The sequence below is a fragment of the Marinobacterium sp. MBR-111 genome (assembly GCF_040547585.1).
GTDB classification, from domain to species: domain Bacteria; phylum Pseudomonadota; class Gammaproteobacteria; order Pseudomonadales; family Balneatricaceae; genus Marinobacterium; species Marinobacterium iners.
Map to the genome: position 1 here is coordinate 49,711 of NZ_JBEPQA010000009.1, position 17,863 is coordinate 67,573.

Here is a 17,863-nt window from a genome sequence, read left to right on the forward strand (position 1 = left end):
CAAGCCGCAGGATTCAACATGACTTCGACCTCCCCTACGCTGGATCTGGCCATGGAGCTGATCAGCCGCCGCTCCGTCACCCCCGAGGATGATGGCTGTCAGGAACTGATGATCAGCCGACTGGAAAAGCTCGGTTTCCGCATCGAGCGCCTGCCGTTTGAAGAGGTGACCAACCTCTGGGCGCGCCGTGGCGACTCCGGTCCATTGTTCTGCTTCGCTGGTCACACCGATGTAGTGCCCTCCGGCCCCGAAGAGCAGTGGCAGTTCCCGCCCTTCGAGCCCTGTATCGAAGAAGGCTATCTTTGCGGTCGCGGCGCTGCCGATATGAAAGGCAGCATTGCCGCCTTCGTCACCGCTGTCGAACGTTTTCTCGCCAACCACCCGGACCATCAGGGCTCCATCTCCCTGCTGATCACCAGCGACGAAGAAGGCCCCTTCATTAACGGTACCACCCGCGTGATCGACCATCTGGAAGCACGCAACGAGAAGATCGACTGGTGCATCGTCGGCGAGCCTTCCAGCACGGAAAAAGTGGGTGATGTGATCAAAAACGGTCGCCGCGGCTCACTCAGCGGCACGTTGAAGGTACGTGGCATTCAGGGCCATGTGGCCTACCCGCATCTTGTGCGCAATCCGATCCACGAAGCCGCTCCGGCATTGGCTGAACTGGCGGCCACCGTTTGGGACGAAGGCAATGAATTCTTCCCGCCCACCAGTTTCCAGATCTCAAATATCAATGCCGGCACCGGTGCCACCAACGTGGTTCCCGGCCATGTGGATATTGCTTTCAACTTCCGCTTCTCAACTGAAGTGACCGCCGATGAACTGAAGGTGCGTGTGCGCGAGATCCTCGACCGGCATGGCCTTGAGTGGGATATCGACTGGATTCTGTCCGGCAATCCCTTCCTGACGGCGGCCGGCAGTCTGGTGGATGCGGCACGGGAGTCAATCCGCTCTGTAATGGGTTACGAAACCGAGCTGTCCACCTCCGGCGGCACCTCTGATGGTCGTTTTATTGCACCCACCGGGGCTCAGGTACTGGAGTTGGGGCCCTGCAACGCCACCATCCACAAGATCAACGAGCGTGTACGCGCCAGCGACCTGGATGATCTGTCGCACCTGTACGAAAACATTCTGGCTCGGCTGCTGGTTCAGGCATGAGTACATTTGCGCTGATCTGTCCGGTATGCAAGTCGCCCCTGCAACAGCAGGAGCAACGGCTTGGCTGTGAACACAACCACAGCTTTGACCGCGCCCGTCAGGGGTACTGGAACTTGCTGCTGCCGCAGCGCAAACGCAGCAAGGAGCCGGGCGACAGTGCCGACATGGTGCAGGCACGACAGCGCTTCCTGCAGGCGGGGCACTATGCACCGCTGGCACAGGCCATTATTGATCTGCTGCAGCCTTATGTGCAGACAACTCAGGCCGGAAACCTTCTGGATCTTGGTTGTGGCGAGGGCTGGTACACCGATCAGCTGCAGCGCCAGTTGAAACTGAACGTGGCCGGGCTGGATATTTCCAAACCGGCGGTACGCACCGCCAGCCGACGCAACCCCGATATTCTCTGGCTGGTCGCCACTGGCGCGGATATCCCGCTGGCCGATGAATCGGTCGACATGGCCAGTCTGATCTTCGGCCGCCTGCTGCCTGAACCCACCGCTCGTGTTCTCAAACCGGGTGGTCTCATGTTGGTGGTCTACCCCGGCCCTGAGCACCTGCGTGCTCTGCGCGGTTTGATCTATGAACAGGTACGTGACAGTTCGGGCTTCAGCCCTGAGCAGGCACTGGCGCAACAGTTCGAGCCCGTCGCACTGGAAAGGCTGGCGTTCGAGTTCAGGCTCGACAACGCCGAGGCGGTGCAGGACCTGCTGGCGATGACACCACACGGCCAGCGCCTGAACAGCGCCGCCCGTGAGCGCATTGCCGCCTGCTCCGCCCTGACCGAACAGGCCGATTTCAGACTGAGCCTGTTACGCAAGCGATGAGCCGACTCAAGGACTGGCTTCGCCAGCAGGCACAGAACCCCCGAGGCAACCTGCGCCTGCTGCTCAGTGGAGCCGGGCTGTTCTTTTGTGGCGTCGGTGGCATCAGCATGGCCCAATACAGCCTGCCACCCGGGCTCAAGGCAGAATTGCTGGCACTGGCCGGCTTGATCCTAACCATCGCTGGCAGCATACTCGCCCTTATTGGTTACCTAAGCCTGAGCGTTCTGCGCATCTGGCACATTCTGGACGACGACGATGAGCAGCACCGAGATCCGCCACCCTGACATTGAGATCTATATCAAGAACCGTTCCCTGGAACAGATACTGCAGTGGCTGCGCGATCGGGCCGACAATGTTGAATCACACAACAGTGTCGGCGGCACGCACTCACTCACAGCCATTTTCAGCGGTCAGCGCATTCCGGTCATGATCCATGAAAAGGCGGTTGGCAAAGCCTGGATCAGCGTCTGGTTCCGCTCCGATGCCACCCCCTGGAGACGTGACGTTGACTGTGCCCATGAAGTCGCCGCCGCACTGGACACCCAGGTTCGTTGCATCGTTTCTGGATGGCAGGATGGTGACGACCCGGACGAATGGTGGAAAATCGAAGGGGGTGAAATAAACAAAATTACCTGGCGCACCGACTGACAGGAAAACAGCCATGACACCCGCCCGCGAAACACTGCACGCACTGATCCTCGATGGACAGGGCGGTGCCCGTTCTCTTTCCTTCGAGGAGCTGGAACGTTGGCAACCGGAAGATGGTATTCTCTGGTTGCATCTGGACTACACCCTCGACTCCACACGCCAGTGGCTGGAACAGGACAGTGGCCTGCCGGAGCTGGCCATCGACGCCCTGCTGGCCGAAAACACCCGCCCCCGCGCCGCCATTCTGGATGAACACCTTCTGCTCGCGCTGCGCGGTGTAAATACCAACCCGGGGGCCGATCCCGAAGATATGGTTTCGATTCGCCTCTGCGTCGGGGCGCGACTGGTGGTATCAACCCGCAAACGCCGTTTGATGTCCGTTGCTAAGCTGCTGGCGCTGTTCGAGCAGGGGGAGGGCCCTCGCAGCAGCGCCGAGTTGGTCATTCGCCTCAGCGAACTGCTGGTGGAGCGGATGGGAGTGACGGTTGAAGAACTTGAAGAGCAACTGTCAGACCTTGAGCTGGACCTGCTGACCCAACCCGGCAGCGAGATGCGCCAGGCCGTGCGCAGTCTGCGCCGCCAGACCGTTACCCTGCGGCGTTACTTTGCCCCGCAGCGGGACGCCTTCAACCAGATGCTCAGCGAACGCCTGAGCTGGTTTACCACTGAAATGAAGCTGGAACTGCGTGAAATCAGTGATCAGCTGCTGCGCCACATCGAGGATCTGGACATCATTCGTGAGCGTGCCGCCATGGCACAGGAAGAGCTGGCCAGCCAGCAGGGCGAACAGCTCAACCAGCGCATGTACGTACTGTCGATCATCTCAGCCGTCTTCCTGCCTCTGGGCTTTCTCACCGGGTTGCTGGGGATCAACGTGGGCGGTATTCCAGGTGCCGATAACGATTATGCCTTCCTGATTTTCCTGCTGTTGCTGGGCCTGCTGGTTGGCGGCCTGTTAATCCTGTTCCGGCGTTGGAGCTGGCTCTGAACGCCGGGCGCGCTGCTGCACCACCACTGCCGTAACGATCAGCCCCAGGCCAATGAAGGTTGCCGGGGCAATAGGCTCGTGTAACAGCAAGTAGATAAACACCAGCGACAGAAAGGGCGACAGGAATATCAGGTTGGACACACGGCTGACATGAGTCGCGGCACGCAGTGCGCCCAGCCAGAGCATGAACGTCAGCCCCATCTCGAACACCCCGACCCAAAGCGCCCCGAGAATGCCCTGAGTGCCGGGCCACTGCACTTCGCCTTGCCACAGCATCAAGCCCCATACCAGCGGCGTTCCGCAGAGAAAGCAGAGCAACAAGCTGACCGCAGGAGAACTCTCGGCCCGCGCATTGAGAATCCAGTACAGTGCCCAGACCAGAGTGCTGCCCAATGCCAGCGCCACTCCGAGCGTACTGTCAAACTGAAGTGCCAACAGCTGCCCTCGGGTCGCGATCACCAGTGCGCCAAAGTATCCCAGTGTCATGGCCAGCAGATCTAAACGCTGCAGCTTCTGCTTCAGTAGCGGCACAGCCAGCAGTGACAGGGTCAGCGCCCAGGTGTAATTCAGGGCCTGAGCTTGTTGCGCCGGCAATAGATCATAGGCCTTAAACAGCACCAGATAGTACAGTGCCGGATTCAGTGCCCCCAACAGCAGATAGAGGCCGGGACGCTTGCGCCACTGCTGCAGCAACTCACGCCAGCGCTTCTGCCAGCTTACGCAGGCTGCCAGTACCAATGTGGAGAACAGGCCGGACCAGGCCAGCAGCTGCAACGGCGTCATGACCTGTAACGAGAGCTTGAACGCCGTCGCCACCGTGGACCAGAGCAAAACGGCACTGAGTCCAAGCAGCATGGCCCGCGACTGTGATTTTTCCGACATGGGTTATGATCCTTGCAGACACAAACCGACTAGGAAAACATATTGCGCTTGGCCTGTCAGGCCGTTGCGGTCAAAGTATGGCGTGCGGTCTCGATGGTATCGGCCAGTTCACTGGCGGCATACAGGGCGACTTGCTCAAAACGGTCTGACCGCAGTGCCTGCGCACGGGGTGTCCGGGCCTGAGTGTCCAGTCGGCTCACCAGATAGGCGTAGTCGCCGGGAATATGATCATTGATGGAATGATTAAGCCTCGACACCACTTCCGGCGTGTGCAGCTCATTCAGATCGGGATAGCTCAACGGCGCTGCCGGGGGCAGCTCGAAGCCGCTGCCGGGCTGAACCGGTGCCTGCGGGCGATAGATTTCCTGGTTGGATGCAATCAGACTGAGCAGAAACGCAAACTGGGCACCATTGGGCGACTGCACTGCCTGTGGCAGTGAGGCCGTATAGTTCTCAATTCGTGTCTGGATAGGATCTGTCTGCATCATGCCTCCGCCTGAGCTGGTATTATCGGCAAGCGACTGTAATCCTTTACCTTTTCTTCAATATCAGGGAAAAAACATGGCACGCTGGCGTCCGGCACAACCCAAAAGCTCGCCCTACATCACGCTGGAGGGCTATGAGCGCCTTAATAACGAGCTGAAATACCTGTGGAAGGTCAAACGCCCCGAGGTTACACAGGCCGTAAAAGAGGCTGCGGCCCAAGGTGACCGTTCCGAAAACGCTGAATACATCTACGGCAAGAAACAGCTGCGCGAGATCGACCGTCGCGTCCGCTACCTGTCGAAGCGGCTGGAACACATCAAGGTGGTGGATCGCGCCCCTGACGACACCAGCCGAATTTTCTTCGGCGCCTGGGTCACGTTGGCCGATGAGGATGACAACACGCGTCGCTACCGTATTGTCGGCGCAGATGAAATCGACCCGGCCAAAGGTTATATCAGCATTGATGCACCACTGGCACGGCAGCTGCTCAAGAAACAGGTGGGCGATGACGTGACCATCGAGCGGGTTGATCAGGATGAACTCTGGCTGGAGGTCGTAGCGATTGAGTATAAGTGAGCCAAAAAACGCCTACACTTCAAACACACATCAGGCGTGTAAACCCAGCTAAAACAGACTGTGATTACATCGTGTACCAGGCAAGCTCATACCCAAGCACAGCGACCTTCGGTCACAATGGCAAACAGTTGATTCTGCGTTCCAATACCCAGCTTTTCATAGAGGTTCTTGCGGTGTGAGAGCACTGTATTTACGCTCACGCCCAAATCCAGTCCAATGGCTTCAGAGCTATAGCCCAACACTATTCTGCAGGCCACATCCATCTCTCTCTGGGTTAGGCGATCACCGCAGCTGCGCGACAGCCGTGCTCTCACCCACGGCAGATCAAACCTGACCTGGGCCTCCGTCGAAAGACTGATATGACGCTCCAGTGTGGCGGCTATCAGTGCCGTGTTGTCCTGTAGAGCTCCCATCAGTAGACCTTTACGCTGGCGCGATTTGAGCCGGTACAGGTTCAGGCAATAAGCTTGCTCGCGGCCATGGCCTATAAACGCCAGTTTTTCACGGATGCCACAGCGCTCAATCAGGGTACGACGATACTCCGGGTCACTCAACTCTTCCGGGCGTAGCGTGAGAAGTTGTGTTGAGGGTTCATGTGCACCGGCATCCAGTAAGGCCCGGTTCGGGTCGCGCTCGTAATAGACCTCGTCGTACAGGCGGCGGCATTCCTGTGCCAGTGGCTGATCGATGGCTCCAGATGAAAACAGCGTTATGGGCGCTGTACGGCTGGCATCATAACTGATCAGAACACAATGGTCGGCACCGGTCAGTTCATGCATGCACTGCATCAGGCGGTGTTCAAATCCCTGACGGCCAATCTCACCCACAAGGCTAGCCAGGCTGTGTTGTACGGTTGTCGGGTTCATTGTCAGACCTCCAGGGCCCTGTTCTTGTTATGCATGGTATCTCTGGCGGACACCTTGAGCCGAGTATTACATGCAGTTGCCACAATTTCGAGTACAGCTCACAAGATCCTGTGAGTGCCGGGCCCTTCCCGCCCGAGTAGCCTGAAACCACGTTTAAACAAGAATAAGAACTCGGAGGGATGCCTTATGGCTCTTACCAAAGTACAGCGAGCAGCTCAGGCCGCTGGCAAGACACTGGCCAATCGACAAACCCCGTTCATCTTCAACGAGTGGTATGTGGCCGCCCTTGGTCATGAGATTGGGCGGGAACTCAAGGCTCGCACCATTCTGGGCCGTCAGCTGGTTTTTTACCGTCAGGAAAACGGCGAACCCGTGGCGCTGGATAACCGCTGCGGCCATCGCTCCTTCCCTCTATCACGCAGCAGTCTTGAAGGTGACACTATTGTCTGTGGATATCATGGCCTGCGCTATGATGCCAGCGGCAGCTGTATCGAGGTGCCATCACAGTGCAACTGCGCCGGTATCTCGATCCGCAGCTATCCACTTGTCGAGCAGGGACCCGTTGTCTGGATCTGGATGGGTGAGCCTGATCAAGCTGATCCGAAACAGATTCCCGCCATGCCGATGCTGGACGAGGGTTGGATCACCTCCTGCGACTACATGCCTCTTAAGGCCAGCTACGTGTACCTGCATGAAAACCTGCTTGATCTGACTCATCTGAGCTTCCTGCATGCCAACACCTTCGGTACACCCGACTATGCCGCCGCCGAGTTTGATACCGAAATCAGCGAAGATCGTTTTATCCTCAAGCGCTACGTGGTACCCACACGGTTGCCACCGGTTTGGGCCAAGCCCACCGGCCTTGAAGGACGGGATGCGGCACGGATCACCACGTCAGATTTCGTGTCACCGGCACTGCATATCGTACATGCTCAATTTTATGACATCGCCTTGCCTGAGTCTGAGCGCCCCGATACCCGTATCAAGACGGCCCATATTCCCACGCCCGAGACCGCGACTTCTACCCATTACTTCGTTGTTCATGGGCGCAATTTTGCCCCCGAGGACGACAGCATCACCGACTTCATGCACCAACAACTAATGGCTGCCTTCCATGAAGACATTGTGGGACTGGAAGCGATGGAAGAACTGCTCAGCAATATGTCACCTGAAGATGAGTTCTTTGAAATTTCGGTAAAGTCCGATATTGCCAGCGTAGCCATGCGCCGTTACCTCAAGCGCCGTGCCGAGGCTGAACGCAGTCAGCACTCCGCACCAGGGGCAGTTCAGTCACAGCCTGCCATCAATACAGCGGTAGAGGTGTAAACATGAGCATCCAAATCCATGTAATCGATGCCAACGGCCATCAGCAGCGGTTGCAAGCCGATCCCGGCAGCAGCCTGATGGAACTGCTGCGGGATCAATCCTCGGGCGTTGAAGGCATCTGTGGCGGCTGCTGTGCCTGCGGTACCTGCCACATCGTACTGGAGAGCGACTGGCAACCCTTGCTGGGTACAGCCCAGCCGGAAGAAGAAGCACTGCTGGACGCACTGGATGAGCGCACCTCAGGCTCACGCCTGAGCTGCCAACTGCGGCTGAGCCAAGAGATGGATGGTCTTAGCCTGCGCATTGTGCCGGCTGAATGTTGAGCCTTAACTTTCGGGAGAGTCGGCATGCAACATCTGGTTATTGTGGGCGGTGGGCATCTGGCTGCCGCCTTGATTACGGGGCTGTACAGGCAGGGTTTTGACGGTCGAGTGACACTGCTCAGCGCAGAAGACTCGCTGCCCTGCAACCGCCCGGTCCTGTCCAAGGAATACCTCAAGGGTGAACTGACAGAGGAGGAACTGGCACTGGTTGCACAACACGTCTGGGACGACCCGCGCTTCACCTGTCAACTCAATACTCGAGTCAGTGAAATTGATCGACAGCAGAAAACCGTGGTGGCCAACGGCCACCTCGTACCGTACGACCAACTGGTTCTGGCTACAGGGACAACGCCGCGTCGGCTGGATATCCCCGGTCATGAGCTGACAGGTATTCATTACCTCAAGACCCTGTCTGACGCCAGACAGTTACGCGGCGCACTGCAGCCCGGCAAACGTCTAGTCGTGATCGGTGGCGGTTTTATCGGACTGGAGATAGCAGCTGCCGCACGTCAAAGCAGCATGGACGTGACGGTTCTGGAAGCTGGCGAGCGGATTCTTGGACGTGTGGTAGCTCCTGAGGTGTCCGACTGTTTCATGCAGCTGCATCAGAATCATGCCGTTGATATCTGCACGGGTGTCGGTGTGGAGAACTTTATGGGCCAGCAAGCGATTGAGGCGGTACGTCTGACAAATGGGGAAATGTTGGCCGCGGATCAGGTTGTGGTGGGGATCGGGGTAGTCCCGGAGGTTTCACTTGCGCAGCAGGCAGGCCTTGAATGTGACAATGGCATTGTGATCGATCAATGCTGTCGCACCTCTGACCCCGCCATCCATGCCGGTGGTGACTGTGCTGTGCAGTTCAGCCCCCTTTACAACCGTAACCTGCGGTTGGAGTCGGTTCAAAACACCAGCGCCCACGCTCAGACCATCCTGGCACAGCTGACCGGGCAACCAATACCCGAGCCAGCTGTTCCCTGGTTCTGGTCAACGCAGTACGAAGCACGCCTGCAAATTGCAGGTCTGAATCCGGATTACGACCAGCTGATCGCGCGTGGTCAAGATACTCAGGCGCGCAGCTGGCTTTATCTCAAACAGGGCCGACTGGTTGCATGCGATGCAATCAATCGACCGGCGGACTTTTTGCAAGCCAAGAAAATGATCATGACGGAAACCCAAATCGACATCCCAAAAGCGGAGGATATCAACATTCCATTGAGCCAATGTATCGCCTGATTCCAGCAATTTCATCACGAGATAACAATAAAAAGGATGCACCTATGCTGACATTCAAACGCACCAAGATTGCACTGCTTGCCTGTTCCATCTGCCTGCCGGTCATGGCAGAACCGGTCACACTTCACTTTGCAACCGCGGGTCCTCCTGGCCATGTTCAGAACAGTGTAGTTCTGCCGACATGGGCGAGTTGGGTGGAGGAGGCAACGGAAGGCCGGGTCAAAGTAAAGCTAGAGTATAATCTGGGAGATCAAAGCACCTATTTTTCAATGGTGGAAGATGGTGTGGCGGACGCCGCATGGAGTTTTCACGGCTATGTTCCCGGTCGATTCCAACTGTCAGAAATGGTTGAGCTGCCCGGCCTGGGTGTCAACGCTGAACTGGCGTCACAAGCCTATTGGGAGACCTATAACCGCTATTTTTCAGACTCACCTGAACACCAGGGGCTTGTCCTGATGGGACTGTTTACTCATGGCCCGGGCCAGATCCACAGCCGCAAGCCGATCAACTCCATGAGTGATCTCAAAGGTGCCAAAATCCGTCTTGGCGGTGGTGTTCAACAGGAGTTGGGCAAGCGTCTGGGGATCACGCCAGTTGCGGCACCTGGCCCCAAGGTGTACGAGATGATGCAACAGGGCATCGTGGACGGTGTATTCATGCCGGCAGCCAGTCAACGTGATTTTCGCTTGGCCGAAGTATCGTCCCACCTGACACTGCTGCCCGGAGGACTTTATCTGGGCAGCTTTGCAATCATTGCCAATGAAGATTTCATGGATAGCCTGAGCCCTGAAGATCGTGAAGCAATCATGTCAGTATCCGGGGCACGCCTGTCAGCCATGGCCGGTAAGGCCTGGGATCAGTCTGACCGAGAAGGTATTGAAATGGCAAAGAAAGAAGGTGTGAATATACATTTTGTCGATGCCAACGATCCACTAATGAAGGAGATTCAGCAAGCGACATCAGGTATGGACCAGGCTTGGAGCAAAAAGGTCGAGCGTGATCATCCGGACGCGGCAGAAGCATTAGAACATTTGCGTCACCTGGCATTGGAGCTTAAACAAAAAATGCAGGGTACTGCCACCAGCAATTAAACACCTCAGCCCCCTCCTGATTGCACGGGAAGGGGCTTTCGTGAAAGGTTGTTAGAATCGAAGCTTAGTCACGCAAGCCCGGTTTGACCAAAGCCCAAGACCCGCACCGCGCCCGCTCTAGACAACATCCTTTCCCGCATCAACAACACGATTGCGTCCCTTGCGCTTGGCTTCGTAAACCGCTCGGTCTGCCATGCGCAGCCACTGTTCAGAGCGCTGCCCTATTTCAGGCACCAGTCGGCAATAACCGATACTGACACTCACACGAACCTCCTGACCATCAGAGGTTGGCACTCGCAGTTGCTCAATACCGCGCCTGAGTGTTTCCAGCCGCTCAGCGGCATCAGCAGGCGAATTGGCCACTGCAAAAATAACGAACTCTTCCCCGCCAAAACGAATCAGATAATCGGTTTCGCGCCGGAAGTGTTCACGCATGGTACGGCTGATTGCACGCAGGCACTCGTCTCCCACGGCATGTCCAAACCGGTCATTGACCTGTTTGAAGTGATCAGCATCCACCATGGCCACCATAAACGACAAGCCGTTGCGCTGACATACCTGGTAACAGGCTTCATAGTGTTGCTCAAAACTGGTTCGATTTCCGAGGCCGGTCAGCTCATCCGTTGTACTTGTAACAGCAAGTCGTTCATTGGCAGCTGCCAGCTCTCGGTTGAGGGCACCCAGCTTGCGATTCCAGTAAAACAGCATAAACAGGACAATGGCTGTTATCGACAGAATCTGCCACAACAGGGAGTAGTCCACCCTCTGCTGGAGCCTGACGGTACGCCACTCACTGTCCATTCGATGCAGGTCTTCACTGCTCAGGCTTAATACCAGCTTTTGCATCAGCGTACCCAGATGTTGTTCAGCCGCCGGGGTCGCCAAGGCTAGCTCAAGATCCATGGGGACTCGGCCAATAACACGAATATCAGCCAGCCCAAGGTCCTGCAGCTTCTGACTGGCCGTTGCCAAGGTGCTGATGTAACCATACCACTCCCCACGCTGCAGCCCTTGCACCCCTTCCGTTTCATTGTCTACTTCTATCAGGTTCAGACCCGGGTAGCTTCGACGCAACTCTGACAACAATGGTGAATCGCGCACAATTGCGATCGGGTGCTGGTCAATATCACTCAGACTGCCGATAAAGGGAGCCTCAATGCGACCAAGTACAATGCTTGGCAATGTGTAAAATGCAGAAGTGAGGGCAAGCCCTTCAGACTGCCCCTCTGATCGCCCAATAAGCGGCACCAGATCACATTGCCCCTGCTTCAACGCCGCGAGGGAATCTCTCCAACTCCGGGTCGGACGCAAATTAAAGGTCACCCCTGAGCGGTGGCTAAAGATATCCAACAGTGTGGCTGAAAGCCCCTGGTGCTGACCTTTGCTATCCAGCCCCTCAAGCGGCATCCAGTCAGGATGAATGCAGTAGCTGAGACTGTTGCTGCGTGTTTCAAGAAAATCCTGTTCTGCAGCACTTAGCCCCGTAAACGCCGAGTTGGTCTCAAGCTGTGCACCCAACCAGCGGTTCTCGATAGTTCGCATTTCCGTTGGCGTAATGGCGGCAAGGGCCGCATCGATGATCGGAACCAGTGGCTCAAGCTCGGGACGCAAGCCGAAGCGCAGATCCTCGCCACTCACATCGGGCAGGCTCAGCTCACCGGCGATGCGGACATCTGTAAGGCCCAATTCACGTACCCAATGATTGCCGTTTGGAAGGGCAGCCAGTACCAGATCCACCGTGCCGGAGGCCAAAGCCCGGAACATGGAGGCCTGATTGTCAAAGCTAATGACCCCTTCAGACGCCAGATCACGTACCTTGCGTTCGTAGAAGATGCCGGTACTGATAGCGATTTTCTGACCACGGAAATCATCGGGCGAGTTCAGGCGGAAGCCAGGCTTGCGGGTAAAAACCACGATAGGCACGTGGTGGTAAGGTTGTGTGAAACGCGTGAAGCTCCTGCGTTCTTTCAGATCGGAGATATTCGCGATGACATCTATTTCACCTTGTTGAAACAATTCAATCAGGACGCTCCATTGATCAACCACAGGCGTTGCCTGCAAGCCGGTCAAATCCATCACGCGTGTCAGGATGTCCACCGAGAGTCCCTGCACGCGCCCACCGTCCTCAAAACTCAGTGGCGCGTAATCGCTCATCAGTCCCACTCTCAGGGGTGCCTGTTGACGCACTGTCAGCTGCTGCGCCGGTGTAAGCTTCAAGGCCTTGTCATCCAAAGCCTTGCCGCCGAACTCCTGCCAGCGTTCGCGCAAGGCTTCAATCCAGTGCGGGTCGATGGCCGCCAGTCCTTCATCAAGCCTCTGGTACAGCTGGGGCTGATCCAGGTGAACGGCAATTCTGAAATCTTCTGTTTCCTGCCCACCCAAGGGCGCTGCAGCCAGGGGCTCGATATTCACAAACCCCTGCTGGCGAGCCATGTAGCGTAATGTCACTTCCGGGCCGATAATCCCATCAACCCAGCCAAAGGCCAATGCACGTACCAAATCCGGCTGCAAGCCATATTCCACAATCTCAAGACCGGACTCTTTCAAGAGGCCTGCGTAATAGATATCAGTCAGAGTGCCAATCCGATATCCCTTCAGGTCGGACAGCGTCTCGATGGCGGGCAGCGGTCGATTTTCATCATGCATGATAACGGTATGGCGCAGATGGTAAGGCCGAGTGAACAACATTTTGTCAGCTCGGTCTTCGCGCCATGAAATCTCATCTACCGCATCCAGCTCACCACGCAAAAAAGCGCCATAGATTTCCGACCAACTCCCGACGCGATACTCAAACTCAACACCACTGGTGCGACTCAATTCTTCGAGGATATCAATGGAGAAACCACGCAGGCCGCCGGGCCCAAGGCTTGAATAGGGTGCATTGTCAGCAACAATGCCGATGCTGACCGGAGAGTGCTCAGGCTCCGCCCTGACCTGGATCGTCAACAGGCACAGAGCCATTGTTATGAGCACAGCAAAATGAAGTTGAAAGGGCTTCATAAAATCCATTATTGATGCCACAGCCTCTTATTCACACCAGGCAACCCTGTGGTTATGGAGCCGTTAGCGGATAAAACAGCCACTATGATGTGAACAGCACAACAAAATTAGACATGCAAAGGCATATGCCAATCACGCTCTGAACATGATAACGGCTTTGGCAGGAAAAACGATGGCTTGGATCAGAAAGGAATCCGGAAATGGTGGGTCGTATAGGACTTGAACCTATGACCAATTGGTTAAAAGCCAACTGCTCTACCAACTGAGCTAACGACCCTCCGGCAGCGAAGAGTGGTGGGTCGTATAGGACTTGAACCTATGACCAATTGGTTAAAAGCCAACTGCTCTACCAACTGAGCTAACGACCCGCTCTTTGCAGTGACCATGCCAGACAGGCAAGGTCATCATGATTTGGCTCCTCGAGCTGGACTCGAACCAGCGACCAATAGATTAACAGTCTACTGCTCTACCAACTGAGCTATCGAGGAACTGTCCAAATCATCATCCTTAATGGCGGAGGGACAGGGATTCGAACCCTGGGGGCCTCTCGACCCGTCGGTTTTCAAGACCGGTGCTTTCGACCACTCAGCCATCCCTCCAAAGGATGGGCGCAGATTTTACAGTCCTGCGCCGAAGTGTCAAGCGCGAAGGCCAAATTATTTTGCAAGTTACCGAATTCACTGCCTTTTTACGGCTGTATCGCCCAGTTCTTCAAGCCTTCGCGGTGGAGCAAACAGATAGCCCTGTAGCTCATCGCAGGCCTGCTGCCCAAGGAATTCCGCCTGTTCAGGTGTTTCAACCCCTTCGGCCACCACCTTCAACCCCAACGAGTGGGCCAGCAGGATGATGGTTTGCACAATAATCCTGTCATCAGCATCAGTACTAATGTCACGCACGAAAGAGCGATCAATCTTGAGGTAGTCAATGGGCAAACGCTTGAGGTACTCCAGTGATGAGTAACCGGTGCCAAAGTCATCAATCGCCACTTCAACACCGAGTGCCTGCACCTCGGAGAGCTGCGCCACAGTGGTGTTGAAGCTTTCCACCAGCGCGCTCTCCGTCACTTCGATACAGAACTGCTCTGGCCCAAGGTGGTACTCTTCCAAAACCTCACGCAGTGCATCCACCCAGCTGCCACTCTGGAACTGGCGTGGCGACAGGTTGATAGCGACCTGCAGGCCTTTCAGCGGCGTTTGTTGCAGGTCTCGCCCCACCTGATGCAACAGCCAGACCGTCATCGACTCCAGCGCCTGGCTGGCTTCGGCAATGGGAATGAACTCAGCCGGCGATACCAGCCCCAACTCATGGCTGTGCCAGCGCATCAATGCCTCGTAGCCGCAGACTGCGCCGCCAGGCAGTACCTTGGGCTGATAGACCAGATACAGCTCGTCACGCTCAAGCGCTTCGTTCAACCCAGTTTTGATGCGCATATTGCGCTGGTTACGAGCATTGATTTGTGGATCGAAGAACGCATAGCGCCCTCGACCCTGCTCTTTGGCAAAGTACATGGCGGCATCGGCATGGCCTACCAGAGTGTCCTGATCCTCGCCATCACGCGGATAACTGACGATGCCGATACTGGAGCCGATGCGCACAGCATGCCCTTCGACTTTGAATGGGGTTTTCAGCTGATCGATCAGTTTGTTGGCGACCGCAGCCAGGCTGTCATCCCCTTCCGGCTGCGGCAGCAGTACAGTGAACTCGTCCCCCCCAAGACGGAAGGCACTGTCCGACTCCCGCAGGCAACCCTTGAGTCGCTCGGCCACCTGACACAGCAGTTGGTCTCCCACGGCATGGCCATGGCTATCGTTGACTTCCTTAAACAAGTCCAAGTCGATGAACAATAAACCGAAAGGTTCATCGTAACGCTTGCCTCGGCGAAGTGCTTCTGACACTCGGCGCATGAACTCAGTGCGATTGTAGAGGCCGGTCAGCGTATCGTGGTAGGCAAGATGATGCAGGTTGCGCTCTGCGTTTTTCTCTTCGGTGATGTCCTGAAAAATGCCAAAGTAACCATCCAGCTCACCCTTGCGATTGAGTATGGTGCTGATTGACAGGCGCACGGGATAGACCGTTTTGTCAGCTCTGCGGTTCCACAGTTCACCGTTCCATTTGCCATTGCGCTGAATGTCCTGCCACATGCGGGCGTAGAATGCCGCGTCCTGATGCTCGGATTTCTGAACTGATGGAAGCTGCCCAAGCAGTTCTTCGCGACCGTAACCGGTCATATCAAGCAACGACTGGTTCACGTCCACAATGCGGTTTTCAGCATCGGTAATCATGATCCCTTCGGCTGTGTGTTCAAAAATACGCTGGGCGATACGTGCCAGATTCTCGTTGCGCTCCTGCTCAGTCACATCGGTGGCAACAGTGCATAAGGCATAGGGCATGCCATCTTCACCCACCAGGGGAAACTTGACCATAAACCAGTTGTGCATCTCCCCGTTGACCGGAAAGTTTGCCTGAAACTGCATTGCCTTGCCTGTTTGCATCACCTCGCGATCACGCTTTGCAACCTCTCCTGCCCAGGGCTCGGGAACCAGATCAAACACGGTTGAGCCATTCTCGTCAGGTTCTCCAAGGGTTTCGATAAACCGTTCGTTGACCATGCGGTAGAACCCCTTGGGGTCCTTGATGTACACCATGGAGGGGATAAAACGCAGGATATTTTCCATCTGTCGATTGGCCTGCAGCAATTGCCCTCGGCTTTGCTCAAGTCGCGCCGCCATCTTGTCGATAGCCTGCCCGATCAGGCTCAACTCATCACGCCCCTTGAGGCCCGTACGCTGCCCCAGCTCATCGGCAGCCAATGCCGCCGCCGTATTGGTGATCAACAGCAGGCGCCGACTCACTGCTCGCTCAATCAACACCCATGCCAGGGTCGCCAACAGCACCACAGCCAATGCTACCCACACAAAGAGCCGGTCCAGCCGGTGCAACAAGGGTGCCATGGAACGCTCCAGATCCAGCTCAACCAGCACCAACCCCCAGTTGTCCTGCAGAGAGGCGCTCTGATCGAAGTAGATGTAGGGCATCAAGCCATAGAGCGTGTTTTCTCCCACGCTCTGATGCTGATAGATCGGTTGCCGAGAGGTTGTCGCTTGAGCGATCAGCTCAGGGGCAAAATGCAGTCCAAGACTGTTAAGTGGCCGACCCACTTGGGCAAGGCGACTGGAGGCAATCACCTGCCCCTGAGGATCGGTCACTAACAGGTATTTGACTTCACGATGTGCGCTGCTGGCAGCGACTTCGCGTTTTACACCTTCCAGATCACCGCGACCCAACATGTACTCGGTCGTACCCTGCAATCGATTGAGTGTGTAGCGCAGACTGTCTTCCATGTTCTGATGCAGAAGCTGGCCCAGATAGGGTTTGATCAGACCGAAGGCCAATACCAGCATCAGAAGTGCAAACAGCACGATGGTGATAGGAATGATACGCCGCAGCGGCAACTCAGTGATCAGTTTCATAGCTCGGATAATCCGCGTAGACCAGCCCTGACAGGTCAGGCAACTGTTGCATCAGTCCCTGCTCAAGCATCAGCCTTGCCAGCGCCTCTGCCTGCTTTTGCAGCTCAGGAGGCTTGCCGCTCATCAGGACTGAGGAGCGTTTCGGGCCCGGCAGTTCCAGTTGTTGCAGGCTTCTGAGTACTTCAGCGGCCGAACCGCCAATACGGGCCGTCATCACCTCGGCCGCCGGCTCTGGCGACTGATGCAGATACTCCAACGCCCGATGCCAGGCATCTATAAGATGATGGATCTGCCTGCGGTGGGATTTCAGCAGTGACTCACGCACCACCAGCAAATCCACCACCTCTCCGGGAATCATTGAAGAGTCAAACAGTATGACCGCCCCCTGCGCCACCAGCTGTTGACGGACGGGTTCAAACGTCACCACCGCATCCACCTGCCCTTTTAGCCAAGCTTCATGGTGTTCGTTAACTTCAAGGTGAACAATCTCCACATCCGTGGCGTTCATCCCATGCAATGCAAGCGCACGTGACAGCATATAGGCACCCAGTGCAGTCGCTTCTACCCCGACGCGCTTGCCACGCAGGTCTTGTATCTGCTTAAAACCTGGACGCGCCAGGATGACATCAGCCCCGTTGGATATGTCCGCCACCTGAACAATCACCGGCCTCAGGCCTGCTTCACGCAGACTGATCACTTCATCCAGTGTCAGCGCTGCCGCGTCAATGGCACCGTTGCGGTAGGCACGCATAACCTCACTGGCCGACAGGAGTTCAACCAGCGCAACGTCATCTCCCGACAGATAGCCCTGTTCGCGTGCAAGATAAAGCGGCTCATAACCGGGCCAGAGATTTGTGCCCAGCTTGATAGGGGATAAAGGGGGCGACAGACAGCCTGCTGTCACCAGAAAGGGGATCAGCAGCAGACACAGTATTTGCAGTCGTCTCTTCAGCCGCATCCCGGCAACTCTCCATGACTAAATATGACGA

General features: G+C 56.3%; 16 protein-coding genes and 4 tRNA genes. 10 read left to right on the top strand and 10 right to left on the bottom strand.

All coding sequences use genetic code 11. From position 1 onward, the window contains the following. The first annotated feature begins 18 nt into the window (after positions 1-18). Genes dapE through ABIE61_RS08450 form a run of 5 tightly spaced genes read left to right on the top strand, consistent with a single transcriptional unit; the run spans position 19 to position 3,621 of the window. On the top strand, positions 19-1,161 hold the full coding sequence (gene dapE / locus ABIE61_RS08430) for a succinyl-diaminopimelate desuccinylase (RefSeq protein ID WP_354408516.1): 1,143 nt from the start codon (positions 19-21) through the stop codon (positions 1,159-1,161). Further along, the gene (locus ABIE61_RS08435; RefSeq protein ID WP_354408519.1) at positions 1,158-1,985 is read left to right on the top strand and encodes a putative RNA methyltransferase; all 828 of its coding nucleotides are present in this window, start codon (positions 1,158-1,160) and stop codon (positions 1,983-1,985) included. Before dapE ends, ABIE61_RS08435 begins: the two co-directional genes overlap by 4 nt. After that, a complete protein-coding gene (locus tag ABIE61_RS08440; protein ID WP_091827303.1) occupies positions 1,982-2,269 on the top strand; it encodes a hypothetical protein in 288 nt (95 codons plus the stop codon). Before ABIE61_RS08435 ends, ABIE61_RS08440 begins: the two co-directional genes overlap by 4 nt. Continuing rightward, positions 2,241-2,633: a hypothetical protein gene (locus tag ABIE61_RS08445; RefSeq protein ID WP_354408522.1), complete on the top strand. Its 393-nt coding sequence runs from the start codon at positions 2,241-2,243 to the stop codon at positions 2,631-2,633. Before ABIE61_RS08440 ends, ABIE61_RS08445 begins: the two co-directional genes overlap by 29 nt. A 13-nt stretch (positions 2,634-2,646) precedes the next feature. Then, entirely contained in the window at positions 2,647-3,621 is a 975-nt protein-coding gene (locus tag ABIE61_RS08450; RefSeq protein WP_354408525.1) for a zinc transporter ZntB, read from the top strand. Here ABIE61_RS08450 and ABIE61_RS08455 read toward each other — a convergent pair. Then, entirely contained in the window at positions 3,589-4,503 is a 915-nt protein-coding gene (locus ABIE61_RS08455; protein WP_354408528.1) for a DMT family transporter, read from the bottom strand. The two genes, ABIE61_RS08450 and ABIE61_RS08455, sit on opposite strands and share 33 nt — an antisense overlap. A gap of 56 nt (positions 4,504-4,559) precedes the next feature. Further along, positions 4,560-4,988 carry a hypothetical protein gene (locus ABIE61_RS08460; RefSeq protein ID WP_354408530.1) on the bottom strand — a complete coding sequence of 143 codons (429 nt, stop codon included), beginning with the start codon at positions 4,986-4,988 and terminating at the stop codon, positions 4,560-4,562. Between the two features lie 76 nt (positions 4,989-5,064). Between ABIE61_RS08460 and greB the strand changes: the two genes are divergently transcribed. Beyond that, entirely contained in the window at positions 5,065-5,565 is a 501-nt protein-coding gene (gene greB / locus ABIE61_RS08465; RefSeq protein ID WP_354408532.1) for a transcription elongation factor GreB, read from the top strand. An 86-nt stretch (positions 5,566-5,651) separates the two neighbouring features. On the opposite strand, the gene ABIE61_RS08470 is transcribed toward greB, so the two are convergent. Then, a complete protein-coding gene (locus tag ABIE61_RS08470) occupies positions 5,652-6,431 on the bottom strand; it encodes a helix-turn-helix transcriptional regulator (protein ID WP_091827297.1) in 780 nt (259 codons plus the stop codon). 186 nt (positions 6,432-6,617) lie between these two features. Here ABIE61_RS08470 and ABIE61_RS08475 point away from each other — a divergent pair, with 186 nt between their 5' ends. Genes ABIE61_RS08475 through ABIE61_RS08490 form a run of 4 tightly spaced genes read left to right on the top strand, consistent with a single transcriptional unit; the run spans position 6,618 to position 10,404 of the window. Further along, positions 6,618-7,757, top strand: coding sequence for an aromatic ring-hydroxylating dioxygenase subunit alpha (locus tag ABIE61_RS08475; protein ID WP_354408535.1), 1,140 nt, complete (start codon positions 6,618-6,620; stop codon positions 7,755-7,757). A 2-nt stretch (positions 7,758-7,759) separates the two neighbouring features. Beyond that, a complete protein-coding gene (locus ABIE61_RS08480) occupies positions 7,760-8,080 on the top strand; it encodes a 2Fe-2S iron-sulfur cluster-binding protein (RefSeq protein ID WP_354408537.1) in 321 nt (106 codons plus the stop codon). A 24-nt stretch (positions 8,081-8,104) separates the two neighbouring features. Continuing rightward, the gene (locus tag ABIE61_RS08485; RefSeq protein ID WP_354408538.1) at positions 8,105-9,313 is read left to right on the top strand and encodes an NAD(P)/FAD-dependent oxidoreductase; all 1,209 of its coding nucleotides are present in this window, start codon (positions 8,105-8,107) and stop codon (positions 9,311-9,313) included. A 44-nt stretch (positions 9,314-9,357) separates the two neighbouring features. Beyond that, a complete protein-coding gene (locus ABIE61_RS08490) occupies positions 9,358-10,404 on the top strand; it encodes a TRAP transporter substrate-binding protein (RefSeq protein WP_091827293.1) in 1,047 nt (348 codons plus the stop codon). Positions 10,405-10,521: 117 nt separating this feature from the next. On the opposite strand, the gene ABIE61_RS08495 is transcribed toward ABIE61_RS08490, so the two are convergent. The 7 genes from ABIE61_RS08495 to ABIE61_RS08525 form a co-directional block, all read right to left on the bottom strand. Beyond that, positions 10,522-13,365, bottom strand: a complete 2,844-nt coding sequence (locus tag ABIE61_RS08495) for a transporter substrate-binding domain-containing diguanylate cyclase (protein ID WP_354408539.1) — start codon at positions 13,363-13,365, stop codon at positions 10,522-10,524. 240 nt (positions 13,366-13,605) lie between these two features. Next, positions 13,606-13,681: transfer RNA gene (locus ABIE61_RS08500), tRNA-Lys, on the bottom strand. 15 nt (positions 13,682-13,696) lie between these two features. Then, a tRNA-Lys gene (locus tag ABIE61_RS08505) sits at positions 13,697-13,772 on the bottom strand. Positions 13,773-13,816: 44 nt separating this feature from the next. Beyond that, a tRNA-Asn gene (locus tag ABIE61_RS08510) sits at positions 13,817-13,892 on the bottom strand. A 23-nt stretch (positions 13,893-13,915) separates the two neighbouring features. Then, positions 13,916-14,003 (bottom strand) — tRNA-Ser (locus ABIE61_RS08515). 78 nt (positions 14,004-14,081) lie between these two features. Further along, a complete protein-coding gene (locus ABIE61_RS08520; protein WP_354408541.1) occupies positions 14,082-16,874 on the bottom strand; it encodes an EAL domain-containing protein in 2,793 nt (930 codons plus the stop codon). Further along, complete coding sequence (locus ABIE61_RS08525; RefSeq protein ID WP_354408542.1) at positions 16,858-17,832, bottom strand: ABC transporter substrate-binding protein; 975 nt, start codon at positions 17,830-17,832, stop codon at positions 16,858-16,860. Before ABIE61_RS08525 ends, ABIE61_RS08520 begins: the two co-directional genes overlap by 17 nt. Between the last annotated feature and the right edge of the window lie 31 nt (positions 17,833-17,863).